Source organism: Flavobacterium plantiphilum (assembly GCF_046000495.1).
GTDB classification, from domain to species: Bacteria; Bacteroidota; Bacteroidia; order Flavobacteriales; family Flavobacteriaceae; genus Flavobacterium; species Flavobacterium plantiphilum.
In genome coordinates, this window is record NZ_JBELQA010000011.1 from 1 (window position 1) to 26,072 (window position 26,072).

At 34.4% G+C, this 26,072-nt stretch carries 22 protein-coding genes; 10 read left to right on the top strand and 12 right to left on the bottom strand.

All coding sequences use genetic code 11. From position 1 onward, the window contains the following. Positions 1-174: 174 nt before the first annotated feature. Positions 175-2,436 carry an ATP-binding protein gene (locus ABS764_RS15675; protein WP_408082740.1) on the bottom strand — a complete coding sequence of 754 codons (2,262 nt, stop codon included), beginning with the start codon at positions 2,434-2,436 and terminating at the stop codon, positions 175-177. Beyond that, positions 2,433-3,035, bottom strand: coding sequence for a biliverdin-producing heme oxygenase (locus ABS764_RS15680; protein ID WP_408082741.1), 603 nt, complete (start codon positions 3,033-3,035; stop codon positions 2,433-2,435). The genes ABS764_RS15675 and ABS764_RS15680 overlap by 4 nt, the downstream gene beginning before the upstream one ends. 204 nt (positions 3,036-3,239) lie before the next feature. On the opposite strand from ABS764_RS15680, the gene thrS reads away from it, so the two are divergent. The 4 genes from thrS (at position 3,240) to rplT (ending at position 6,594) form a co-directional block, all read left to right on the top strand. After that, positions 3,240-5,186, top strand: coding sequence for a threonine--tRNA ligase (gene thrS, locus ABS764_RS15685; RefSeq protein ID WP_408082742.1), 1,947 nt, complete (start codon positions 3,240-3,242; stop codon positions 5,184-5,186). Positions 5,187-5,202: 16 nt separating this feature from the next. After that, positions 5,203-5,760, top strand: a complete 558-nt coding sequence (gene infC, locus ABS764_RS15690) for a translation initiation factor IF-3 (RefSeq protein ID WP_373862918.1) — start codon at positions 5,203-5,205, stop codon at positions 5,758-5,760. A 118-nt stretch (positions 5,761-5,878) separates the two neighbouring features. After that, entirely contained in the window at positions 5,879-6,076 is a 198-nt protein-coding gene (gene rpmI / locus ABS764_RS15695; protein WP_007810722.1) for a 50S ribosomal protein L35, read from the top strand. 173 nt (positions 6,077-6,249) lie between these two features. Further along, positions 6,250-6,594, top strand: coding sequence for a 50S ribosomal protein L20 (gene rplT, locus ABS764_RS15700; protein ID WP_035633036.1), 345 nt, complete (start codon positions 6,250-6,252; stop codon positions 6,592-6,594). A gap of 94 nt (positions 6,595-6,688) precedes the next feature. Here rplT and ABS764_RS15705 read toward each other — a convergent pair whose 3' ends face one another. From ABS764_RS15705 to tgt, 7 genes are all read right to left on the bottom strand, one after another. Further along, complete coding sequence (locus ABS764_RS15705) at positions 6,689-7,951, bottom strand: asparagine synthetase B (RefSeq protein ID WP_408082743.1); 1,263 nt, start codon at positions 7,949-7,951, stop codon at positions 6,689-6,691. A gap of 32 nt (positions 7,952-7,983) precedes the next feature. Then, positions 7,984-9,528: a replicative DNA helicase gene (dnaB, locus tag ABS764_RS15710; protein ID WP_408082744.1), complete on the bottom strand. Its 1,545-nt coding sequence runs from the start codon at positions 9,526-9,528 to the stop codon at positions 7,984-7,986. 143 nt (positions 9,529-9,671) lie between these two features. Then, entirely contained in the window at positions 9,672-10,625 is a 954-nt protein-coding gene (locus ABS764_RS15715) for an acetyl-CoA carboxylase carboxyltransferase subunit alpha (RefSeq protein ID WP_408082745.1), read from the bottom strand. Between the two features lie 218 nt (positions 10,626-10,843). Continuing rightward, complete coding sequence (locus ABS764_RS15720) at positions 10,844-12,784, bottom strand: LTA synthase family protein (RefSeq protein WP_408082746.1); 1,941 nt, start codon at positions 12,782-12,784, stop codon at positions 10,844-10,846. A 175-nt stretch (positions 12,785-12,959) separates the two neighbouring features. Continuing rightward, positions 12,960-13,850, bottom strand: a complete 891-nt coding sequence (locus tag ABS764_RS15725; RefSeq protein ID WP_408082747.1) for a DMT family transporter — start codon at positions 13,848-13,850, stop codon at positions 12,960-12,962. Next, on the bottom strand, positions 13,837-14,925 hold the full coding sequence (locus ABS764_RS15730) for an LptF/LptG family permease (protein ID WP_408082748.1): 1,089 nt from the start codon (positions 14,923-14,925) through the stop codon (positions 13,837-13,839). The genes ABS764_RS15725 and ABS764_RS15730 overlap by 14 nt, the downstream gene beginning before the upstream one ends. Positions 14,926-14,988: 63 nt before the next feature. Then, positions 14,989-16,119: a tRNA guanosine(34) transglycosylase Tgt gene (gene tgt / locus ABS764_RS15735; protein WP_408082749.1), complete on the bottom strand. Its 1,131-nt coding sequence runs from the start codon at positions 16,117-16,119 to the stop codon at positions 14,989-14,991. A gap of 390 nt (positions 16,120-16,509) precedes the next feature. Here tgt and ABS764_RS15740 point away from each other — a divergent pair, with 390 nt between their 5' ends. The 4 genes from ABS764_RS15740 to ABS764_RS15755 all read left to right on the top strand — a co-directional run bounded on the left by ABS764_RS15740 (position 16,510) and on the right by ABS764_RS15755 (position 21,143). Beyond that, positions 16,510-18,072: a protein adenylyltransferase SelO gene (locus ABS764_RS15740; RefSeq protein WP_408082750.1), complete on the top strand. Its 1,563-nt coding sequence runs from the start codon at positions 16,510-16,512 to the stop codon at positions 18,070-18,072. A gap of 235 nt (positions 18,073-18,307) precedes the next feature. Next, a complete protein-coding gene (locus tag ABS764_RS15745) occupies positions 18,308-18,865 on the top strand; it encodes an RBBP9/YdeN family alpha/beta hydrolase (protein ID WP_408082751.1) in 558 nt (185 codons plus the stop codon). A gap of 408 nt (positions 18,866-19,273) precedes the next feature. Continuing rightward, positions 19,274-20,128: a transketolase gene (locus tag ABS764_RS15750; protein WP_408082752.1), complete on the top strand. Its 855-nt coding sequence runs from the start codon at positions 19,274-19,276 to the stop codon at positions 20,126-20,128. A 61-nt stretch (positions 20,129-20,189) separates the two neighbouring features. Continuing rightward, a complete protein-coding gene (locus ABS764_RS15755) occupies positions 20,190-21,143 on the top strand; it encodes a transketolase family protein (protein WP_408082753.1) in 954 nt (317 codons plus the stop codon). An 89-nt stretch (positions 21,144-21,232) separates the two neighbouring features. Here ABS764_RS15755 and ABS764_RS15760 read toward each other — a convergent pair whose 3' ends face one another. Together ABS764_RS15760 and ABS764_RS15765 are read right to left on the bottom strand one after the other, a co-directional pair. Further along, on the bottom strand, positions 21,233-21,733 hold the full coding sequence (locus ABS764_RS15760) for a hypothetical protein (protein WP_408082754.1): 501 nt from the start codon (positions 21,731-21,733) through the stop codon (positions 21,233-21,235). 10 nt (positions 21,734-21,743) lie between these two features. After that, positions 21,744-22,508, bottom strand: a complete 765-nt coding sequence (locus tag ABS764_RS15765) for an MBL fold metallo-hydrolase (RefSeq protein WP_408082755.1) — start codon at positions 22,506-22,508, stop codon at positions 21,744-21,746. 102 nt (positions 22,509-22,610) lie between these two features. Here ABS764_RS15765 and ABS764_RS15770 point away from each other — a divergent pair, with 102 nt between their 5' ends. Both ABS764_RS15770 and ABS764_RS15775 read left to right on the top strand, forming a co-directional pair. Beyond that, the gene (locus ABS764_RS15770) at positions 22,611-24,065 is read left to right on the top strand and encodes a TonB-dependent receptor (protein WP_408082756.1); all 1,455 of its coding nucleotides are present in this window, start codon (positions 22,611-22,613) and stop codon (positions 24,063-24,065) included. Between the two features lie 216 nt (positions 24,066-24,281). Continuing rightward, positions 24,282-25,112 carry a hypothetical protein gene (locus ABS764_RS15775; protein WP_408082757.1) on the top strand — a complete coding sequence of 277 codons (831 nt, stop codon included), beginning with the start codon at positions 24,282-24,284 and terminating at the stop codon, positions 25,110-25,112. A 370-nt stretch (positions 25,113-25,482) separates the two neighbouring features. On the opposite strand, the gene bcp is transcribed toward ABS764_RS15775, so the two are convergent. Continuing rightward, the gene (gene bcp / locus ABS764_RS15780) at positions 25,483-25,935 is read right to left on the bottom strand and encodes a thioredoxin-dependent thiol peroxidase (RefSeq protein WP_408082758.1); all 453 of its coding nucleotides are present in this window, start codon (positions 25,933-25,935) and stop codon (positions 25,483-25,485) included. Positions 25,936-26,072: the final 137 nt, after the last annotated feature.

The following is a 26,072-nucleotide window of genomic DNA, read 5'->3' on the forward strand; positions in this document are numbered from 1 at the left end:
CGTTTGATTTAAATTCGTTTTTCTTGCCAGTCTTTATATGAACGTCTGCGTTGTTGCGGGTGCAAAAGTAGTTACTTTATTCGTTTAAACAAGGTTTTTTTTAAACTATTTTTTGTTTATTTTTTAACATACTGAAAAACAGATGATTTAAAACTAATTTATTATCAAATCAGACTAATCTACCTCAGCATCTCTCTTATATGGCAAATAAACCACGAATACAGCTCCGTTGCCTAGAGAACTTTTTGCCGTTATATAACCATTATGAGCCTGAATAATCTTTCTACACAATGCCAATCCTACTCCTGAACCCATATATTCGTTCTGGCTATGCAATCTGGTAAATATATTAAATATATTTTCAGCATATTCCTGATGAAAACCTATTCCGTTATCCTTAAAAACAAACTTAAAATATGTCGAATCCCCATAATTCAAATCCCTAACCCCTTTTTCGACAGAAACACTTATAAGTGGCTTCCTATCCGGAGAAGAATACTTAAGAGAATTCAACAGAATATTTGAAACAAGTTGCTTCATCAGAAAAGGTACTGCATATACATGAGGTAAGTCAGAAACAACAATTTCCGCATCTGCATCTACTATATTATCTTTTAAATCAAAAAGGATCTCTTCCAGAATCCTATTCATATCTACCAACTCAAATGCCTTATCCGAGTTTTTAATCCGAGTATATTTAAGAATATCTGCTAACAAATTTTGCATACGCATTGCTGACTTATTCATTCTACATAATGAATCAATCATATTTTCACTCATATTGTCTTTTTCCTTAAACAAAACCATAGAGGAAATAACCTGTATTTTACGCAAAGGCTCCTGAAGATCATGTGTACTAATCCAATTTATATTCTGCAGCTCCTCATTACTCTCTTTCAATTTCTCACTCAGCTTACGGTATTTCATCTCTTCATCACTCAACAACATAAGATTAATCTGCTTCTGTAAAGCGTGCGCATATTTTGCCGCAACATTCAGTTCCGGATACAACCACGGAGTGCTTCTATTTTTACTGATTTGCTTCCATTTCGCAAAAGAATTTCTGGGATGCAATCCATTTGCATCCTTAATAATTGCTTTATTCGGATCTCCAGCCCAATTTACCTCGATTACAGTTTCGGTTCGATACCAAATAATAGAATTATTTTTACCTAAAGAATAATAAACAACTCCAGAAACCCTATCCCATACCGATTTCATTGTTGGAATAAAATCAATAATTTTATCTGTAGCAAAATTACTATCATTAGAATGCTCAAAAAGCCAATCAGACAAAGATGGAATCACACTTACTGGCGGCGTTATTCCATTTTTATAAACCTCTCCATTTATATACAATGAAACACCCGAAGCATTGCAAAGTTTAAGCAATTCAGGACTAACACTAATAATTTTGAACGACTCCATAATAGGAGGCAAATCAAGACCGGTAACTTTTTCCAGAGCATTATTAGTTTTTCTGGAAACCTCATATTCTTCGTTTGACTGCCTCACATCAATTTGAGAGGTAATAAACTGCCCCTGAAGCTGAGCAGCCAATCTTATTTCTGGAGTAAGATTTTTTGAGGAATAATGATGACAGGCTATCAATCCCCACAATTTCCCCTGATGTATTAATGATATAGTCAATGTTGCACCAACTCCCATATTTTTCAAATACTCGACATGTATCGGCGAAGTACTTCTCAATATAGACAAACTCAAATCTAAATTCCTGCCACTACCATCATCTATAGTATATATAGGCACAGGTGTATAATCCATATCCATGATCAACCTTAACACATTGCGCATATACAACTCTCTTGCCTGGACAGGAATATCAGTATGCGGATAATGCAAACCTAAAAACGGCTCCAAATCTTCACGACAGCTTTCAGCAAAGACTTCACCATTATATTCTTTATCAAAACGATAAACCATTACACGATCATAACCTGTCAACGAACGCGTTTCACGAGCAACCATCTCACAGAGACTTTTGAGTGATTGTGTAGTATTCAAATAATTTATAAACTGAAGTGTCTGATTATAAACATCTGTAACAGAATCTGTTTTAACACCACAAGGCTCTGCCTCGAAAATGTAACAATCATCGCTTTGATGAAAAAAACACTGAAAACTCTTATTTTCCAGTTTCATCTTCAACTGAAGAACATTTGCTTCTAAAGCAGAATCATTAATTACATTAAAGTTTTCTACACCAAAAACATCCTTAAAACTTTTCCCTAAAACTTCTGTATATTTAAAAGACAGATAATCCGAAAGATTTTCACTGCAAAAAATAATTTTAAATTCTTTTGTCAAACCAATTAAAAAACCATGAGGCTGAATACTTCCCGGAATATGGATTGGTTCATTTTCACAATTAATCAAATTAACAATATCCCTATTTACAATATCCCTTATTTTCATTTATTACCGGTTTCTAAATACTCAAAAATTAACCTAAAGGCAAAATTAGCCCCTTCAATGATTACATCCCCACAGCCCTGTTCCTGTTCATACCGAACCATTTCCGAAACAAAACTTTTCCACAAAGATCCTGTATTTTCTTTATAACCGGCAAAGTACTGAGCACCACATTCAGCAGTAAATCCCAATTGATTTTCAATATTTTTCAATATAACTCTGCCTCCAAGAGAAGACCCTTCTAATACATACATAATTCCCAATGCAAACGGAATTTCAAAATCAGCATCAAATTCTGTACTAATATTTGTTATCGAAAAACCCAGCACTTTCAAATCCTCTCGTATTAAACTCAATTTCTTCCTCCTATTAATATCAGAAATTAAATTTGAAATCACAGGGTACACCTTTAATTCAATATCCCTTACTACAGGTTCCATGATCTGTAAGTATTCAGCATATTTTTGAACAGTAATTTCCGGAGAAACAATTAGCTGAGACAAAGACAGCGATTCTAATTGTTTGTGGAGAGCAGAAGTAGACAATCTAAGTCTATCTACAAAAGAGACTTGAGATACAGTTGAACTATGAGAGTTTATCATTAAAAATGGGGGTTATAATACGTAAAGATTTTATTAAACTTAGTTATTTTTCAAAAATAATCAAATTACTTGAAAAACTCTACACAATTACCATACGCTCTATTTTATTTTAAAAAACCATTATTTTCTTAGTGAAAATTATACAAAAGCTATTATTGAAGTTACTGCAAATCATTTATATTTGCAGTCCATAAAATTTAAAGAATGATTAAGATTACTTTACCCGATGGGTCAGTTAGAGAGTATGCGCCAGGCGTAACTCCGATGGATGTTGCTAAAAACATTAGCGAAGGATTTGCTAGAAATGTAATTTCTGCTTCTTTCAATGGTACAACTATTGAAACCGTTACACCTTTGACTACGGATGGCAGTCTTACATTATATACATGGAACGACCAGGAAGGAAAAAAAGCTTTCTGGCACTCTACTTCGCACGTAATGGCACAAGTACTAGAAGAGATGTATCCAGGGATCAAATTAACACTTGGTCCTGCGATTGCAAACGGATTCTATTATGATGTAGATTTTGAAGAGCAAAAAATTACCGAAGCTGATTTTAAGAAAATTGAAGACAGAGTCCTTGAAATCTCAAGAGGAAAGCATGAATTCAAATTACGCCCTGTTACTAAAGCAGAAGCTCTAGAATTATACAAAGACAATGTTTATAAAACAGAATTAATTTCGAATCTGGAAGACGGAACAATTACTTTTTGCGACCATGATACTTTTACTGACTTATGTCGTGGAGGACACATCCCAAATACAGGAATTATCAAAGCAATGAAAGTAATGAGTGTTGCAGGCGCTTACTGGCGTGGTGATGAGAAAAACAAGCAATTGACACGAGTATACGGTACTTCTTTCCCAAAACAAAAAGAACTTACTGAATATTTAGCTTTGCTAGAAGAAGCAAAGCGTCGTGACCATAGAAAATTAGGTAAAGAATTAGAGTTGTTTGCTTTTTCTCAAAAAGTAGGCCAAGGTTTACCTTTATGGTTGCCAAAAGGAGCAGCGTTAAGAGACAGATTAGAGCAATTTCTAAAAAGAGCACAAAAGAAAGCAGGATATGAACAAGTTGTTACTCCACATATAGGACAAAAAGAATTATATGTCACCTCTGGCCACTATGCGAAATATGGTGCAGACAGTTTTCAACCTATAAATACTCCGGCTGAAGGAGAAGAGTTTTTATTAAAACCAATGAACTGTCCTCATCACTGTGAGATTTACAATGTAAGACCGTGGTCTTATAAAGATTTACCAAAACGCTATGCTGAGTTTGGTACTGTCTATAGATACGAACAATCCGGCGAATTACATGGCTTGACTCGTGTAAGAGGATTCACTCAGGATGACGCACATATTTTTTGTACTCCGGAGCAATTAGATGAAGAATTTAAAAAAGTAATCGATCTTGTACTTTACGTTTTTGGTTCATTAGGTTTTGAAAATTTTACTGCTCAAATCTCATTAAGAGATCAGGAGAACAGAGAAAAATATATTGGTACTGATGAAAACTGGGAGAAAGCTGAAAATGCAATCATCAATGCTGCAAGAGACAAAGGATTAAATACCGTAGTCGAATACGGAGAAGCAGCATTCTATGGTCCAAAATTAGATTTCATGGTAAAAGATGCACTAGGAAGGCAATGGCAATTAGGAACCATTCAGGTTGATTACAATCTTCCAGAGCGTTTTGACCTAACCTACAAAGGATCAGATAACGAATTGCACCGCCCGGTAATGATTCACAGAGCTCCTTTTGGATCAATGGAACGTTTTATAGCCATTTTATTAGAACACACAGCAGGAAATTTCCCTCTTTGGCTAATGCCTGAACAGGTTATTATCTTGTCTTTGAGCGAGAAATATGAAATTTATGCTAAAAAAGTTTTAGATTTGCTAGAAAATCACGAAATTCGCGGGCTAATTGACAACCGAAACGAAACAATTGGTAAGAAAATTAGGGATGCTGAAATGCAAAAAATCCCATTTATGCTGATTGTAGGCGAAGAAGAAGAGAAAAATGGAAGCATTTCGATCCGTCGTCATGGTCAGGAAGGAAAAGGAAATATTACCGTTACAATTGACGAATTTGTTTCGATTGTAAACGAAGAAATAAATAAAACATTAAAAGTATTTACAGTTTAACTTAAATTTTAAAGTCATAGCAATAAGAAGTAACAGAGGTTATCAACCTCGCGTAGAAAAAAAAGATGCCCATAGAATCAATAATAACATTCGTGGTCTGCAAGAAGTACGTCTTGTAGGAGAAAACATAGAGCCGGGAGTTTTTAAACTTTCAGAAGCTTTAAGATTAGCCGATGAATTCGAATTAGATTTAGTCGAGATTTCTCCTAATGCGGATCCTCCGGTATGTAAAATTATGGATTACAAGAAATTTGTTTACGAACAAAAAAAGCGTGACAAAATTCTGAAAGCCAAATCTACACAGGTAACTGTTAAGGAAATTCGTTTTGGTCCTCAGACTGATGAGCATGATTATGAATTTAAAAGAAAGAATGCTGAAAAATTCTTAAAAGAAGGCGCTAAATTAAAAGCATTCGTATTCTTTAAAGGACGGTCTATTATTTATAAAGATCAGGGTCAAATCTTATTATTAAGATTAGCTACCGATTTAGAAGAATTTGGTAAAGTAGAAGCAATGCCTGTTCTTGAAGGAAAGAGAATGATTATGTTCATTGCTCCTAAGAAGAAAAAATAAGACACTAAGTACCTGAGCTGCTGAGTGACTGATAAAAACTCAGCAACTCTGTTTCTTAAATCCTTAGTCAGTCAAAAACAAATAAGTAAGTAAGAATAAATTAAAACACTAGGAAAAAATGCCTAAAATGAAAACCAAATCTAGCGCTAAGAAACGTTTTAAAGTTACTGGCTCTGGAAAGATTAAAAGAAAACACGCTTTTAAAAGTCACATTCTGACTAAAAAATCTAAAAAACGTAAATTAGCTTTGACTCACTCAGCGCTAGTTCACTCTACAGATATGAAAAGCATCAAACAACAATTAAGAATTATATAATTGTTAATCGTTAAAAGTTATTCGTTAAGAGTTTTAAAAACTCATAATTCCTAACTTCTAACCTCTAACTTTTTATTCTTTAGGTTAAAAAAATTAAATTATAACCTTGGAGTATGGCTATAAGCTCCCTTGATTAAATTCGGGACGCCTGCTACAAAAAAAACAATAAAATTATGCCAAGATCGGTAAATTCAGTTGCTAAAAGAGCAAGAAGAAAAAAAATAATGAAGCAAGCCAAAGGTTTCTTTGGCAGACGTAAAAACGTTTGGACAGTTGCAAAGAATGCGGTAGAAAAAGCAATGTGCTATGCATACCGCGACAGAAAAGTGAACAAAAGAAATTTCCGTGCTTTATGGATTCAACGTATCAACGCCGGAGCCCGTTTAGAAGGAATGTCTTATTCACAATTCATGGGGAAAGTAAAAGCTAACGGAATCGAATTGAACAGAAAAGTTCTTGCAGATTTAGCTATGAACCACCCAGAAGCTTTCAAAGCTGTACTTAATAAAGTAAAATAAACGTTTTATCAACTCAATTTAGGATTACTTACTTACATAGAAAAGCCTCAATCTAACGATTGAGGCTTTTTACTTTATATGAAATCCTAACCTATTAAGTTTTCTGTTTCTTCTTTCTGGCAGCAGGAAACAAAACATTGTTTAAAATTAATCGGTACCCAGGTGAATTAGGGTGTAAATCCAATACTGTCGGAGCATCCCCTACTTTATGTTGGTAATCTTCAGGATCATGTCCTCCAAAAAAACTAAACATTCCTTTTCCTTTTTGCCCATGAATATATCTTGCTTCTCCATTAAGTTCACAAGTACCTAAAACCAGAATATTAGATTTAACTAATTTAGCATCAAAAGCCGTGGTTTGCCCCATAAATCCTTTTACCAGCTGGGTATGATTCTGACAAAGCATAGAGGGAATCGGATCCCATTTAGCCGAAAATTCCATCAGAGTAAAATAATCCTTCTCCATAGGAACATTTCGTTTTTCAGTCATATCAATATCTGAAAACTCATATTTTTCAGGTCGTCGCTCCAGAATAAAATCTTTAAAAGCAAAAGAATTATGATAATCTAGTTTAGATTGATAATTTGCATCACTGGCATCTCCATCAAACATAGGTTCGCAGATATCAACACCATGTGCTGATAAAGCAATATCAAAACTATCTGTTGCAGAACACATGGCAAACATAAATCCCCCGCCAATAACAAAATCACTAATCTTTTTAGCTACAGCTCCTTTCTCTTGTGAAACTTTTGTAAATCCTAATTGACTTGCCAAATTTTCGGCTCCTTTTTTTTGTTCGATATACCAGGGTACATTTCGATAAGAGCCATAAAATTTACCATATTGTCCGGTAAAATCTTCGTGATGCAAGTGCAGCCAATCATAAAGAATCAACTGATCGCTTAAAACTTCTTCATCATAAATAGCAGTAAAAGGAATTTCGGCATAAGTTAAAACCAGAGTTACCGCATCATCCCACGGTTGCTTCCCTTTTGGAGTATACACGGCTATTTTGGGAGCTTTTTCCAGAATTACATTTTCCATATTTTGTGACGGACTTGCAATTTCATCTAGAACAGACTGTTGTTCACTATCAGTGAGTACTTCGAAACTAACCCCTCTAATCTGACATTCCTTTCTAATTTCAGTAGCATCAGGCAATAAAAAAGAACCACCACGATAGTTTAACAACCAACTGGCTTTATACTTTTTATCCAGACACCAATAGGTAATTCCGTAAGCTTTTAAATGATTCTGTTGCGTAGTATCATCCATGGGCAACAGAATAAAAGAAGCTTTCGCAGAGAAAGAAACTAAAACAATAGTAAGAATGGCTATTTTTCTAAAAAGCATTGGAATGTTTTATTCAAATATAGCGCTTTAAATTAAAATGGCATATCGTCATCATCATCATCATTCAGATTACTTCCAAAGGCTTCATGAGGCGAAGGCAGATTTTTAGTAATAAAAGAATTATCATCCTGATTCATTGACGAAGGTAAATCATCATCATAACCACTACCAAAATCATCTAAATTATCAAACTTACCTAAATGCCCTAAGAATTTTAAACGAACATTTTCAATACCACCATTACGGTGTTTTGCAATCATAATTTCAGCCTGACCTGCTGTTGGAGCTGCTTCATCATCATCCCACTCATCAATTTTATAGTATTCAGGACGATACAGGAACGATACAATATCGGCATCCTGCTCAATCGCCCCCGATTCACGAAGGTCAGAAAGCAAAGGTCGCTTACTGGAACCTCGCGTCTCAACTGCACGAGACAGCTGAGAAAGTGCAATAACAGGAACATTCAATTCCTTAGCCAATGCTTTTAAATTTCGGGAAATTGTCGAAATTTCCTGCTCACGATTTCCACCGCCCTTTCCATTTCCACCAGCAGTCATCAACTGCAAATAATCGATAATGATAATCTTTATTCCGTGTTGGGAGGCTAAACGTCTGGCCTTTGCTCTAAGATCAAAAATAGAAAGTGAAGGTGTGTCATCAATAAACAATGGTGCTTTTTCTAAATCTTTCACTTTTGTACTCAACATCGTCCACTCGTGTGGTTCCAATTTACCTGTACGCAGTTTTTCTGATGACAGACCTGTTTCTGAGGAAATCAAACGGGTTATTAATTGTACTGATGCCATCTCTAGAGAAAAGATAGCTACACCATGTCCATAATCGATTGCCATATTTCGTGCCATCGATAATACAAAGGCTGTTTTACCCATTGCAGGACGTGCCGCAATGATTATCAAATCACTAGGCTGCCAGCCTGAGGTAAGCTTGTCAAGATTAGTAAAACCGGTTTCAACACCACTTAATCCTTCTTTTTTACTAATTTCTTCAATACGTTTCTTTGCCTGAAGCACTAAACTTTGTGCCGTTTCTGAACTACGTTTAATATTACCCTGAGTAACTTCATAAAGTTTTGATTCCGCTTTATCCAATAAATCAAAAACATCAGTTGTTTCATCATAGGATTCTTCAATAATTTCAGACGAAATACGAATTAAACTTCTTTGAATAAATTTTTGAAGAATGATTCTGGAATGAAATTCAATATGTGCCGAAGAAGATATTTTCTGAGTAAGCTGTATGAGGTAAAAATCTCCTCCTGCTAAATCTAATTTCCCATTTTTTTTTAACTGTGCAGAAACCGTTAATAAATCGATAGGTTGCGTTTCGGTAAACAACTGAACAATTGCTTCAAAAATATGTTTATGGGAATCCTTATAGAATGCGTCAGGCTGAAGGATATCAATTACATCATCAACCCCTTTTTTATCAATCATCATAGCGCCTAGTACAGCTTCCTCTAATTCAATAACCTGAGGAGGCAACTTCCCTTTTTCCAGATTTATAATTGTTGTTTTATCTACCTTTACAGGCTTAACATTCTTGAAATTTTCCATACTACGAAAGTAACATAAATTTTAAAAAAAATACAGTTTAGTTATTACATCTCTATGTTTATAACTCATTCTTTTTTGTTTATAACCAAAAAAAATCCGTCTCGTTTACTAACGGGACGGATTAAATTTATAAAACAGAATGATTATTCTTTGAATTCTCCCATCTTAGTATATTTATCCATTCTTTGAGCAATTAAATCAGTTGTTGATAAAACTTTCAAGTCATTATATGCTTTCAAGATGTATTCTTCTACTGTTTTAAAAGTAGTTTCTCTGTCATAATGAGCACCTCCCAAAGGCTCCGGAATTATATCATCTACCAGATTTTGTTTTTTCATATCAGCTGAAGTCAATTTCAAAGCATCTGCTGCCCTTTCTTTATACTCCCAGCTTTTCCATAAAATGGACGAACAGGATTCAGGTGAAATAACCGAATACCAGGTGTTCTCCAACATATATACACGATCCCCTACTCCTATCCCTAATGCACCTCCAGAAGCACCTTCACCAACAATGATTGTAATAATTGGTACTTTAAGCAATACCATTTCATAAATATTTCTGGCAATAGCCTCTCCCTGTCCACGTTCTTCTGCTTCTAATCCAGGGTAAGCTCCCGGTGTATCGATTAAAGTAATAACAGGAATTCCAAATTTTTCTGCCATTTTCATTAATCGTAAAGCCTTACGGTAGCCTTCAGGATTAGCCATCCCAAAGTTTCTATATTGACGTGTTTTAGTATTATATCCTTTTTGCTGACCAATAATCATAAAAGATTGTCCGCCAATTTTCCCTAAACCACCTATCATAGCTTTATCATCTTTAAAACCTCTGTCTCCGTGAAGTTCTAAAAAAGTATCTCCGCAAAGCCCTCTAACGTGATCTAAAGTATAAGGTCTGCTGGGATGTCTGGATAATTGTACACGTTGCCATGCAGTAAGGTTTTCATAGATATTCTTCTTAGTTTCAATCAGTTTTTCATTGATTTGTGTACAGGTAGACGTGACATCAACTTCTGATTCCTGTCCAATTACCTGACATTTTTCCAACTGATCTTCTAGTTCTTTTATTGGAAGCTCAAAATCTAAATATTCCATAGGACTTGTGCGTTATTATTTTATTTGGAAGTGCAAATATAAAATATTAAATCATTTACACCTGCTTATTTTTTATTTTAGTAGCAGTTTACAAAGATACAATCAATTATGCTATTCTTAAAAAAAACAGACCTAAAACCTCATCCGACTGAAAATCAATAAAAAAATTTTCAGAAAGAGCTATTCTGTTGTTCTTTACAGTACAGATTAAAATGTAATTATTGTATTGTTGCTAACTTTTTATCAATCACTCTTTCCATGTAATCCTGAATAAAAGCTTTACACTTTAATTCTATTGCATTCATTTCAGCATTTCTTTTACCTATAAGATTGTTTTTCAGCTCTTTGTCATCTTTATGGTAAAAACCAACAGCTTTTTCACCATCAAAAGTACAGATATAATTCCCTCTTGAAAATTGATAAATACTACCGGTAGAATTAATTACAAAGGGCTTAACTGAAGTTTTATCAAACAAACTCTTACCCCAGCTCCTGAAAGGTTTTGAATACCCTATAAGATCTAAAATTGTAGGGTAAATATCTATTTGCTGAGCCAAATCATTATCAACCCCCACAAGATCACTGTTGGGTTTATAAATCATAATAGGAATTGCAAAACGATTAACAGGTTTTTTGTATTCATCATAATAAGGTTTATTACAATGATCGGCTACGAAAACAAAAATAGTATTAGAAAACCAAGGTTCTTTTTTAGCTTCATCAAAAAAACGTTTGAGGGCAAAATCAGTATATTCCACACATTTATGTATAGGCATTTCTCCTTCTCTAAATTTATTTTTATATTTTTCCGGAAGAAGGAATGGTTCATGAGAAGAAAGTGTAAAGGCAGTAGCAAAAAAAGGAGTTTTCTTTTTATCCAAAGTATTCTTCATATACTGAAGAAAAGGCTCGTCCCAAATCCCCCAGTAACCATCAAATTGAGAATCATCGTTAAACTCAGTTCTTCCATAATAATTATCAATACCCAGAATTTTCCCAAAACCTAAAAACCCCATAGAACCATTTACAGCACCATGAAAAAAAGAGGTGTTGTATCCTTGTCCTTCTAAAACTGAAACCAGAGATTCTATTTTTTGTTTTGGATAAGGTGATGATGTAAAAGCATCCTTAAATGACGGAATTCCGGCTAAAATGGAAGACATTGCATGAACCGATTGCCTGCCATTTGCGTAAGCATTTGTATAAATCATACTATGCTGCGACAGGGAATCTAAAAAAGAAACGTGACTTTTATAATCAGGTATTTTAGAATTTTTATTAAAAGCTCCCAGATACTCTCTGCTAAAACTCTCTAAAATCATTATCACGACATTTGGTTTAGTTATCGGATTATGATTGTGATGATATTGTTTTACAGGTACAACTTCCTTCAGGATTACCTGCTGGTTCACGTCTTTAAAATCAGGTTTTGAAAAATGATTGCTAAATAAAGTTCTGATTAATGCAAATGGAGTATTTAATACAATATCAACATGCGCTATATTTTTTACATGCGTATTAGCATCCATAAGATTGATGGGCTGTGTTTTCTTCTCATATTGCCATCCGCGTATACCTAGAACGGTAAACAAACTTATTAACACCAATCCCACCATAGAAAAGCCAAAATAATATTTCTTTTTAGTGGGCACAAAATCCTTAACAGTGACTTTTTTATACAAATAAATCCAAAGTGAAGAAAACAAAACAAATAAAACCCAAACGTGCCAATACGTCAACAAAAAGTCAAAAAGCAAAGTTGCCTTATTTGTTTCATTTTCCAAAACACTTAAAAAAGCTATGGTGGTTCGCGCAAAAGTAAATTTATAATAAATGAAATCTATAAAATTAGTCGAATACGCCAGAAGGTTGGTTACAAAATAAAGGTAAAAAAGAAACTTTTGAAAGCCCTGATTAGTATTTTTAAAAACAGGTAAAATCGATAAAGCAATAAACAATATATTTACATATAAGATGGCTGAAGTATCAAAGAGCAAACCATAATAACAGAGGGGCAGAAAATCCATAACCGAATCAATCTCCAGTAAATCCATATTGTAAAAGAAAAAAAGGACACGGGATATAAAATAAAAAAGATAGGCTAACGAAAGTCTGTATAATAAAACTTTGTACTCGTTCAGACGTAAGTGTTGTTGCATTTTAATGGAATTGAGTAAAATCGTGCAAATATAAAATAAATAATGTTTGATGTTAACTAAACATAAAACAATTACCTTACTGTGTTAAGAAATTGATTTTGAAAATCAAACAAAAAAAACAAACACTAAAACAACCAGAGTTAAACTTCTCCAATTTTTTTTAAAATAAGTCAATTTAGTTTTCCGTTTTTAAAGTACGACGGTGTTTTAAAATGCCATTCAGAATAACCGTTACAATAATGATAAAAGCTCCTATGTAGAAAGAAGGGCTCATTTTTTCTTTTTCACCAATAATAAAATAAGCCAGAACTATTCCGTATACAGGTTCGAGATTAGTCGTTAACATTACGGTATAAGGGCTTAATTTTTCCATAACTTTTACCGATGCTGTAAAAGCATAAGCAGTACAAACAGACGACAAAATAAATAACAAAACCCAATTATTTTCAGTCACAATAAAGAAATCCTGTGTAAATTTATTTTGAATGATAAAATAAAACGAGATGAAAAATATTCCGGCAAGAAACTCATAAAAAGTAATTACTGCCGAATCATGTTTCTGAATTAATTTACCATTAAATAATGTAAATAAAACACCTAATACTATGGCTATAAAAGAAAACAGCATTCCTTCTAAATAAGCAATTTCAACCTGCATAATAATTGCCAGTGCCATAACGATAATCAAACCAAAGAACACTTCATACCCTAATACTTTTCGTCCATAGAACAAAGGCTCCAGCAGCGAAGCCAAAAATGCTCCCAATGAAAAAACCGAAAGAGTAACAGATACATTAGAAACATGTATGGCATGAAAGAAAAAAATCCAGTGCAATGCAATTAGCAAACCTACTAAAGCTAGTTTAAGCAAGGAATCGAATGGAATTCTGAAAGATTTTTTTGAAAATAAAATATAAATCCCCAAAAACAAAGCAGCTAAAAGCATGCGATACCAGACTATTATATCGGCAGCAATAGTGATCAATGCACCTAGGATGGCGGTAAATCCCCAAATAAAAACAATTAAATGAAGATTAAGATAACTTTTAAGTTTATCGTTTGGCATTACGCAATAAATATATCGCCAGAATTCCAAAAACAATATTTGAAAACCAAACAGCCACAAAAGGAGAAAAAGTAGATTTTTCGGCTAACACACCAAAAATTTTATCAAAAAATACAAAACCAAAAGCCACTGCAATTCCTATAGTAAGATTCATTCCCATACCTCCTCTTCGCTTCATAGAAGAAACCGCCACAGCAATGATAGTCAGAATAAATGCTGAAACAGGAACACTGAATTTTTTATATAAAACTACCATATACGTATTAATATTAGATGAACCACGCTTCTTTTCCTTGTCAATAAAATCAATCAGTTCATTAAGACGCAGGGTTTCAGCAATGTAAACAACAGGAGTCAAATCTTCCAGTTCAAATGTAAACTTTACATTCTTTTCAGGCAGCGATTCTATTTTATCACCTAATTTACCCACAGTCCTTTTAGAGTAATCATACAGCGTATACGTACTGTCTTTCTCATTCCATTTGATCCTGCTGGCCGTAATTTTAGAAACCATTTTCTCTTTATTAAACCGCTCCAGAGAAAAATTAAAAGCCATTTTAGAAGAGGTATTAAAATTACTGACATACAAAAACTCATGATCATTCAGTTGTCTGTAGACATCAGTATTATCACCTGTCATTTGTTCCTTTCCGCCCGATTTTAAATAAGTATAGCGGAAATTATTAAAACCTTCACTGGCTCTGGGAACGATATAAAACCCCATCAATAAAACTCCTACAGAAACTATTGCAGCTCCTATAATAAAAGGTCTTAAAAAACGTGTAAAAGAGATTCCGGAACTTAAAATGGCAATAATTTCAGTGTTATTGGCTAACTTGGATGTAAACCAGATAATCGATAAAAACAGAAATATGGGAAATAAAGCATTCGCAAAATAAATAGTAAAATGATAGTAATAGGTTGCTATTTCTATAAACGGAACCTTATTTTCAATCATTTTATTAATCTTCTCCGAAACGTCAATTATAATTCCGATTGGGATAAACATCAACAACATAGCCCCAAAAGTGGCTAAATATCTTTTCAGGATATACTTGTCTAATATTGTTAACATAGCACTGATTTGTTGATTTATTAATTTGCTGATTTGATTAAACCATTAACCAAATCCACAAAATTACAAACGTTGACTCATATTTTTTACCATCATCTCTTTCCATGCTCTAAAATCTCCTGCAATAATATGTTTTCTGGCTTCACGTACTAACCACATATAAAAACCAAGATTATGAATCGTAGCAATTTGCTTTCCTAAATATTCATTGGCAGCAAATAGATGACGCAAATAAGCTTTGGAATACTCTGTATCTACAAATGTAATTCCCATTTCGTCAATTGGAGAAAAATCATCCTCCCATTTTTTATTCTTGATATTGATGGTTCCGTTAGCCGTAAACAACATTCCGTTTCTGGCATTACGGGTTGGCATTACACAATCAAACATATCAATTCCTAAAGCGATATTTTCCAAAATATTAATTGGCGTTCCCACTCCCATTAAATATCTTGGTTTGTCTTCCGGTAAAATTTCAGTAACTACCTCGGTCATCGCATACATTTCCTCAGCCGGTTCTCCTACTGAAAGTCCGCCAATAGCATTTCCTACCTGACCGGAATTAGCAATATATTCTGCCGACTGACGTCGTAAATCTTTATAAGTACTTCCCTGAACAATAGGAAAAAAAGCCTGATCGTAACCATATTTTACCGGCACTTTATCCAGATGGCTGATACAACGATCTAACCAGCGGTGCGTCATATGCATAGAACGCTTCGCATAATTATAATCGCACGGATAAGGTGTACATTCGTCAAAAGCCATAATAATATCAGCTCCAATTGTACGCTGAATTTCCATTACATTCTCCGGCGTAAACGTATGATAAGAACCGTCAATATGCGATTTAAACTTAACCCCTTCTTCCTTAATTTTTCGGCTATTTGAAAGTGAATACACCTGATAACCTCCCGAATCCGTCAAAATATTACGATCCCAGTTCATGAATTTATGCAATCCACCAGCGGCTTCTAAAATTTTAGTTTGCGGACGCAAATACAAATGATAGGTGTTTCCCAGAATAATATCAGGATTAATGTCCTCTTTCAACTCTCTTTGATGCACGCCTTTTACCGAGGCAACGGTGCCTACCGGCATAAAAATAGGCGTTTCAATAACACCGTGATCTGTGGTAATACTTCCCGCTCTGGCTTTTGAAAGTGGGTCTTTTTGTAATAAATCAAACTTCATATTAAGGTTTTCTCCCAAATTGTTCTCCCGACTATTCGGGAGCGCAAAGATAGTTTAATTTAGAAAAAAGCTACATCTTTTTAACAGCAAAGTAAGACTTCCCAAAAAAGCTTTGGGCGTGTCCCTGCTTCCACTGCGTTACATCAGGGTCGGGCTATCCGTTACAATCTTTTATTTCTCTCGTAAAAAACGAGAAAAATAAAAGGATTTCCACTGCTATCCCTTACGCAAAAAGCAATGTATTTTTTCACTATTAAGAAATTAATTAAGCCTTCCTTATCTTTCACAACTTATATTAACTTTTAAAAACCCTAATTCTGAATAAACTTAGAGGGTTCAAAAAATGGAACTTATATTCGTAACTTTGTAATATCTATAATTACAAACACAATGAAACTCAACATACAAGACACTTTCAATAAAGAATTACCCGCCGACCCCATTTCAGAAAACTACATCAGACAGGTGGAGCAGGCTTGTTTTTCATTTGTAACACCCGTAAAAACAGCTAGTCCCCAAATCATTCACGTTTCCCCGGAAATGCTTGAAAACTTAGGATTATCTCAAGAAGATGCACAATCCGAGGAATTTAGAAATGTATTTACCGGAAATGAAGTTTTGGCAAATACACAACCTTATGCCATGTGTTACGGCGGACATCAGTTTGGAAACTGGGCAGGACAATTAGGCGATGGTCGTGCGATCAATTTAACTGAAATCGTTCACAACAATAAAAGTTGGGCTATCCAACTCAAGGGTGCCGGAAAAACACCCTATTCCAGAACCGCTGACGGCTTAGCCGTTTTACGCTCTTCCATCCGAGAATATTTATGCAGTGAAGCCATGTTTCATTTGGGCGTCCCTACCACAAGAGCGTTGTCTTTAGCGTTGTCAGGTGATGAAGTTTTAAGAGATGTATTGTATAATGGTAATCCTGCTTATGAAAAAGGCGCCATCGTCAGCCGTATTGCTCCCAGTTTTTTGCGTTTTGGAAATTACCAAATCCTTGCAGTACGTAATGATGTTGAAACTTTAAAAATACTTGTCGATTATACCATCAAACATTTTTACCCGGAATTAGGCGAGCCTTCTAAAGAGAGCTACCTGCAATTTTTCAGGAAAGTAGCCGAAAACAGTCTGGAAATGGTTATTCACTGGCAACGAGTAGGTTTTGTACACGGCGTTATGAATACTGATAATATGTCCATTCTGGGATTGACGATTGATTACGGACCTTACGGCTGGTTGGAAGGATACGACTATGGCTGGACTCCTAACACTACCGACTCCCAGCACAAACGCTACCGATATGGGAACCAACCCAATATCGTACTTTGGAATTTGTACCAACTTGCCAATGCTTTATATCCTCTTATCAATGAGACAGAAGGTTTAGAAAAAGTGTTGGCTGATTTTGGCACTTCTTTCGAAAGCAAATACCTAAACATGATGCGTTCTAAAATTGGTCTTTTTACCGAAAATAATGATGATCAAAATTTAATTCAGGAATTAGAAAACAATTTACATTTAACTGAAACCGACATGACAATTTTCTTCAGAAACCTAAGTCGTTTTCAAAAAGAAAATCCGGAAAGAGGTTTAGCAATCATAAACGATGCCTTTTACAATTCTATTGAGGAATTGCCTAAAATTAACGAAGCCTGGAATAAATGGTTTGAAAAATATAGTCTTCGTTTACAATCAGAGAATGAAACTGATACCGAACGCGCTGAAAAAATGAATGCAATCAATCCTAAATATGTGTTGCGCAATTACATGGCACAGCTAGCCATTGATGCAGCTGATAAAGGAGATTATAATCTGATTGATGAACTTTTCAATCTATTAAAAAATCCTTATTCCGAACAGGAAAACATGAAAAAATGGTTCGCCAAGCGCCCTGATTGGGCAAGAAACAAAGTAGGTTGTTCTATGTTGTCTTGTAGTTCTTAATCATTCAATTTAACCCGTTTGGTGTAATTATTAAAAGCTTCAGTTCGAGTGTTTCTTGTGCAGTATAACGAAACAAAAAATGTATCGAGAACCGTTTTCAATAAAATTTTTCTTGTTCTCGATACAATTTTCTATCGAAAATCACTCGAACTGACGAAAAATTATCATCAAAAACTAATTACGCCCACCGGGTTCTAATTTATTTTCTAAAGAAACAAATCCCTCTTCAAACACCATGAAACACACCTTATTAATTGTACCTGGATTAGGCGATTCGACTACAGGACATTGGCAGGACAACTGGTTACAACATTTTCCAAATGCAACGAAAGTAGTTCAGAATAATTGGAATCAACCGCAATTAGAAGATTGGTTAAAAAATCTGGATGCAACTATAAATTCCATTGAAACACCTATTGTAATTGTGGCGCATAGTTTAGCTGTTTCCTTAGTAATGCATTGGTCCCAAAAAAATGATACCAGCAAAATTGCCGGTGCTTTACTCGTAGCTCCCGCCGATGTAGAATCTCCTGAACATACTCCGGAAGAAATATGGAACTTCGCCCCCATTCCTTTAGACCAATTAAAATATCCTTCTATTGTGATTACGAGTGCTAACGATCCGTATATTTCGGCAAAAAGAGCCGAATTTTTAGCACAAAAATGGGGAAGTGATTTTTATAATGTAGGTCCAAAAGGGCATTTGAATCTGGCATCACAACTAGGTCTGTGGGAAGAAGGACAACAAATTTTAGAAAATTTACTAGAGAAAATTACTAAAAATCAAAAATAACAAACACTCTTTCAGGATTTTTTGTTTAACCTTAAAGTACTACAACGTTTGATTAAAAACCTATTTTATAACAATCAAAAACAAAATTGTTGTAAAAATAATTTCTTTCAAAAAAATTTAATTCTGAAAAATAATTCTGTGAATGCATTTCAAAAATTAAAACACCTAAAAAAATAAACTTCTTAAATTTCATCACATCACTAATAACAATGGATTCCTAAAATCAATTTAAAAAAATTAGTGTTGATTTTACATTTATAAAATCGATATGTTTTGTTTCAAAGAGAATCAAAACTTTCTATAGAACATTCCTACCCATTCCAATTGCTGTCAAACAATTATAAAAATCATTTGTCTTACGGCAAAATAAAATTTACATTTGCAATCAGTTTAACTTTTACACTCAAAATGAAACCTAACACTCAACAATTAAACGATTTAATTATCCAAGTAAGAAGAGACATCCTTCGAATGGTACACGCTGTTAATTCAGGTCACCCAGGAGGTTCTCTAGGTTGTACCGAATTTTTGGTAGCCTTGTATCAAAACATAATGGACCGCAAAGAAGAATGGGACATGGACGGAATTGGTGAAGATTTATTCTTTTTATCAAACGGACACATCTCACCTGTTTTCTATAGCGTTTTAGCAAGAAGCGGTTATTTTCCGGTAGCTGAATTAGCTACTTTCCGTTTGTTAAATTCAAGATTGCAAGGTCACCCAACTACTCACGATAATTTACCGGGAGTACGTATTGCATCAGGTTCTCTTGGTCAGGGAATGTCTGTAGCAATTGGAGCAGCACAGGCTAAAAAATTAAACAACGACAATCATATCGTATATACTCTTCACGGTGACGGGGAATTGCAGGAAGGACAAAACTGGGAAGCAATTATGTATGCATCTGCTAAAAAGGTAGATAACTTAATTGCCACTGTAGATTTAAACGGAAAACAAATTGACGGTACTACGGATGAAGTATTAGCAATGGGAAGTCTTCGTGCGAAGTTTGAAGCTTTTGACTGGGAAGTTATTGAAATCACAAAAGGAAACGACATTGAAGCGATCATTGGAGGAATGAACGAAGCTAAAGCCAGAACCGGAAAAGGGAAACCGGTTTGTGTTTTATTGCATACTGAAATGGGTAATGGTGTTGATTATATGATGTTCAGTCATGCATGGCATGGTAAAGCACCAAATGATGAGCAACTGGAAAATGCTTTAGGACAAAATTATAACACTGGAGGCAATTCAGATTATTAAATTTTAGATTTTAAAACTCTTAGCACAGAGTCGTAGTGGCTCAGTAACTCAAAAGAAAACAATGAAAAAATATACAAATACAGGAAGTAAAGATACCCGTTCTGGTTTTGGAGTGGGAATGACTGAATTAGGTCAGAAAAACGAAAATGTGGTAGCACTTTGTGCAGATTTAATTGGCTCATTAAAATTTGATGATTTCAAGAAAAATCATCCGGAGCGTTTTTTCCAAATCGGAATTGCTGAGGCAAATATGATTGGAATCGCTGCAGGTTTAACAATTGGTGGAAAAATTCCTTTTACAGGAACTTTTGCTAACTTTTCTACAGGAAGGGTTTACGACCAAATTCGTCAGTCTGTTGCTTATTCTGATAAAAATGTAAAAATCTGTGCTTCTCACGCCGGATTAACTTTAGGAGAAGACGGAGCTACACACCAAATCCTTGAAGATATCGGTTTGATGAAAATGTTACCGGGAATGACGGTTATCAATACTTGTGACCACAACCAGACAAAAGCAGCTACTATTGCTCTTGCTGACCATCACGGTCCTGCATATTTGCGTTTTGGACGTCCGGTTGTACCTAACTTTACTCCTGCTGACGAGCCTTTCGTAATTGGAAAAGCCATCATGTTAAACGAAGGAACTGATGTGACTATTGTTGCTACAGGACACTTAGTTTGGGAAGCTTTAATTGCTGCTGAAAAATTAGAAGAAAAAGGAATTTCTGCTGAAGTAATCAACATTCACACAATTAAACCGCTTGACGAAGAAGCTATTTTAAAATCTGTAGCTAAAACTAAATGTATTGTAACTGCTGAAGAGCACAATTATCTTGGCGGTCTTGGAGAAAGTATTGCAGGTGTATTAGCCTTAAACAATCCTACTCCGCAGGAATTTGTAGCTGTTAAAGATAGTTTTGGTGAGTCCGGAACTCCAGCTCAATTAATGGAAAAATACAAACTGAATAATGAAGCTATTGTTGAAGCAGTAGAAAGAGTTATTGCCAGAAAATAATTTGTCCCAATCCGATAGCTTTCGGAACTGAAATATAAAAAATCCCATTCGTCGCGGCGAATGGGATTTTTTAGTTATGACTATTTTTTTTACTTCGCATAAAGCAAAGACTGAATGACTTCAAAAGAAATAGTTTCATCTTCGTTGACAAAATATTTCAGTAAGACTTCGCCCCATATTTTACCATCACTATAATCAGCAATTATCCAACGGTGGTTCAGCACTTTTACTTTATTGATTACAAATTTATTTTCACCAATTTGGTCTTGTCCTGTATAAGGATTACCTTTTGAATTCGCATTAAAATCCATTAATTTTTCGGTCACTATCGGAATTAACTTCTCGTAAGCAATTGTTTTATTGGCCAGAGCCGAATCAAAATAGTTCTGAGCATTTTCATTATGTTCCAAAGAAAAATAATTCGCATCATTTAATTGAGCAGTAACAGAATTCAGACTATCTCTTAATCTTTTTGTTGTTTTTTCATATCTGTTTTGCTCAAACTTCACTTCGTTACTTAAAAAAGAATAGGTAAAAACATTAATCAATACTAATAAAATAAAAGCATAGAGCAGAAAAGATTTCTTCATTGTAAAAATATTATAGGGTGATTTCTAAATTATCGTAAGCCAGGAAAACATTTTCCGGAAGTCTTTTTTGTACTTCTTCATGGAATCCTAAAATATGACTAATGTGGGTGAGATAAGCTTTTTCGGGTTTTACCAGCGCAATAAAATCTAATGCTTCCTGTAAATTAAAATGTGAAAAATGACGCTCTTCACGCAAAGCATTAACTACCAGCACTTTCAAATTTCTTAATTTTTCAATTTCTGCATCAGCAATGGTTTTAACATCAGTCAGATAAGCAAAATCGTCGATGCGATACCCAAAAACCTGTAGATTACCATGGAGTACATCAATAGGAATTGCTAATTTGTTTCCTATCGCAAAAGGCTCATTATTAACAATTTCAATTGTTTTTACAGATGGCGCTCCCGGATATTTATTCACCGTTTCAAAAACATAACCAAAACGGCTTTTCATGTCTTCCAGCACTCTTTGATGTGCATAAATAGGCATCTCACCCTGTTTAAAATTAAAAGGCCGGATATCATCCAGACCGGCTGTATGATCAGCATGCTCATGCGTAAAAATAATTCCGTCTACTTTCTGACAGTCAGAAGCCAGCATTTGCTGCCTGAAATCAGGTCCGCAATCAATAACATAGGAATAATTATCCCATCGGATTAATACTGAAACCCGAAGTCTTTTGTCCTTACTATCCGTACTTTTACATACGGGATGATCACTTCCTATAACCGGAATACCCTGAGAAGTCCCTGTACCTAAAAAATATACCTTCAAATCTTATTTTTTTCACAAAAATAGGATTATTTCTCTTTTATTAGGCTAGCTATTTAATTAACTTTGTAACATCAGGCAAAAACATAAATTTAAACTAAAAAAATGGGTAGCGAAATAAAACTAAAAGGAGACAGAGTAATTGCACAAGTCCCTTCGATAAAAGACAAGGCACTACGTATCAATTTAAATGAAAATATTTATGGAACATTTGCCGAGATTGGCGCAGGACAGGAAACCGTAAGACATTTTTTTAGAGCCGGTGGTTCATCCGGAACTATAGCAAAAGCAATGTCAGCTTATGATAAAGATTTTAGTGATGCTGTTTATGGGGTTGAAAAAGACGGTCGTTATGTTACCGAAAACCGACTAAAGAAAATGCTTTCGCACGAAGTAAGTCTTATTGAAAAACGACTGAACAGAGAAAAGCACCCTAACAAAATGTTTTTTAGTTATGCCAATACGGTAGCCACAATAGATTTTGCAAAACAATTTAAAGGGCACGGCTGGGTTGGAATTAGTTATCAGATTGATCCTAACGAAGATTATAACGAAATCATACTTCACATTCGTTTTAAAGAAACTGATGCCAAATTACAACAGGAAACACTTGGAATTCTGGGCGTAAACTTAATTTACGGAGCTTATTATAAATACAATGATCCTAAAAAACTGTTGCGCTATTTATACGATCACCTGGACAAAGACCAACTGGAGATTGACACCATTAATTTTTCCGGACCACGCTTTGCTGATGTTGATAACCGTTTAATCAGTTTGCAACTGGTTAAAAACGGAATGACCGATGCCGTAATGTTCAACCCAAAAGGAAAAAACATTCTTCCGGCTTCTATTTTATACAAGAAAAACCTGTTGGCTTTAAGAGGAAGTTTCCGTCCCGTTACTAAGGTAAACATGGATATGTACGAGAAATCGATGCGTATGTTTATTGAGGAAAACAAAGTAGACAAAGAAAACACTCTCGTTATTTTCGAAATTACCTTGTCTAACCTGCGTTCAGACGGTGAAATTGACGAAAGAGACTTTATGGATCGTGCCGAATTACTTTGTTCATTGGGACAAACGGTAATGATTTCGAACTTTCAGGAATATTATAAAGTGGTGGAATATTTTGCTAATTATACCAAAGCCCGAATGGGACTTGCCATGGGAGTCAACAACCTGGTTGATATTTTTGATGAGAAATATTACCGTCATTTAAGTGGTGGAATTCTGGAAGCTTTTGGTAAATTATTCTTCAGAGACATGAAAGTATTCTTATACCCTATGTTAGATGAAAATGGAGAAATTACTACTTCTGAAAACCTGAAAGTACATCCCCGAATGAAAGAATTGTACAAATTCTTTAAATTCAACGGAAAAGTAATTGATGTGGAAGATTACAACCCTGAAAACCTAAAAGTATTCTCTCGTGAAGTACTTAAAATGATTAGCCATGGAGTTCCCGGCTGGGAACCAATGCTTCCTGCGGGAGTTTCTGAAATTATAAAGGATAAACGCCTTTTTGGTTATAATCCTGAAAAAACATTAGTTGAATAAAACTATAACAATTATACAAAACGCCACAAGAGAATTTCTTTTGTGGCGTTTTTGGTTTATTAAATCTTTCTTTACTAATTTTTGAAATAAATATCCTATTTTTGGAAAAATATAAAAAATCTGATATTTATTTATCCCCAAGTAAGTCAACTTAAGGTTGCTAAATCTAATTCTTATATCTTATTATATAAGTTTAAGCAATTATTCCAAAATAGCATGAAAGAAATTTATAAAGACAAAGATGGAAATTTACTGTTTAGAAAAAGTTTTTGTGCCTACATTGATATTTTAGGGTTTAGTGAAAAAATTATCCAAAACGACTTAACTTTTTTTAATTCATACCTAAAAACGCTTACTGAAGAGTTGAAACATATAGAATATATGCATGATTTGTCAGGCAAAGAGGATATGAAAAGTTTTGAGTTAAAAATTTTCACCGATAACTTTGTTTTTGGTCACCCTTGGTTCGATGAATATGGAGAATCTGAATTAGGAAATATATTTGAAGTATTATCTCATATACAATATACATTTATTAAATCAAAAATATTTATCAGAGGCGCAATTAGTGTAAGTGATTTATGTATGGACGAAAACATTGTACTTGGCCCTGCTTTAATCGAGTCTTATAAACTAGAATCCGAAAAAGCAATTTATCCAAGAATAATATTATCAAACGAAGTAGTAGACATTGTAAAAACACATATCAATTATTATGCTGATAAAAAATATTCGCCACAAAATAAAGAATACCTTATTGATATAGATGGATTCCATTTCATCAATTATCTATACATAATATTTTATGAATATGAGCATCCAACTGAGTATATCTTAAATGAAATTACAGAACATAAAAATATTATTGAAGAATGTTTAACATCACATATTGACAATTATAAAGTTTTTGATAAATATTCTTGGGTTGCAAAATATCACAATTATTTCTGTGAAACATTCATTACTTATTATAAGCCAGAAATTAATTTAGAAGAAATATTAATTGAAAAAAGTAAATATATTAGAAACATCAATCAAATAATTTAATTGCCCCCGACCGCTCAGATATAACAACACAAGTTTGCGCGGAAATGTTTTCCTTGCCCACAACAATGACTAAATAGAAACACTTTGTAGAGCTACTTGATGAGATTGCTTCGCCAGTTAGCTATCGCTCGTGTCCTCATTCTTCGGAATGACAAAATTGGGCGTATTTATCCTTAACCAGCTCCGCAAAGTCTCCGACTTTGAGGATGTATTAATCTGTCTCTGACAGATAATCCATTAAAAAATGTCGATTGAAAATCGAAAAACAGTACCTCAAAGTCGGAGACTTTGCGGAGCAGTACAAAACTCTACTTTTTACAATTTCAATAACAAAAACGCCAAGAAAAAATATTTCTCTTGGCGTTTTTGTTTATTTCAAAATCTGACTGGCGTGCTCTTTGGTTTTTACATTTTCAATTACCTCATCGATAATTCCGTTTTCGTCGATTATAAAAGTGGTTCTGTTTATACCGTCGTACTCACGTCCCATGAACTTTTTAGGTCCCCAAACGCCAAATGCCTGAATGACTTCTTTTTCTTCGTCGGCTAATAACGGAAAAGGGAATTTGTATTTATCTTTGAATTTGGCTTGTGCTTTTGCCGAATCGGCACTTACACCCAGAAGTTCATAATTGCTAGCCTGAAAACGCTCAAAATTATCTCTTAAATCGCAGGCTTCGGCGGTACAACCTGGCGTACTGGCTTTTGGATAAAAGAAAACCACCAGTTTTTTTCCTTTATAATCTTCTAATTGATGTGCTTTTCCGTCCTGGTCTGTGCCAAAAAAATCGGGTGCTTTATCGCCTTTTTTTAATGTTGTCATTTTTTCTAGTTGCTGAGTTACTAAGTTGCTAAGATACTAAGTTTTATAAAAAATGATGTTCTAATCCAATTCAAAAACTAAATAATAGTATTTTTACATTCGAAAAAAGTCTTTAAAACTTAGACTCTTAATAACTC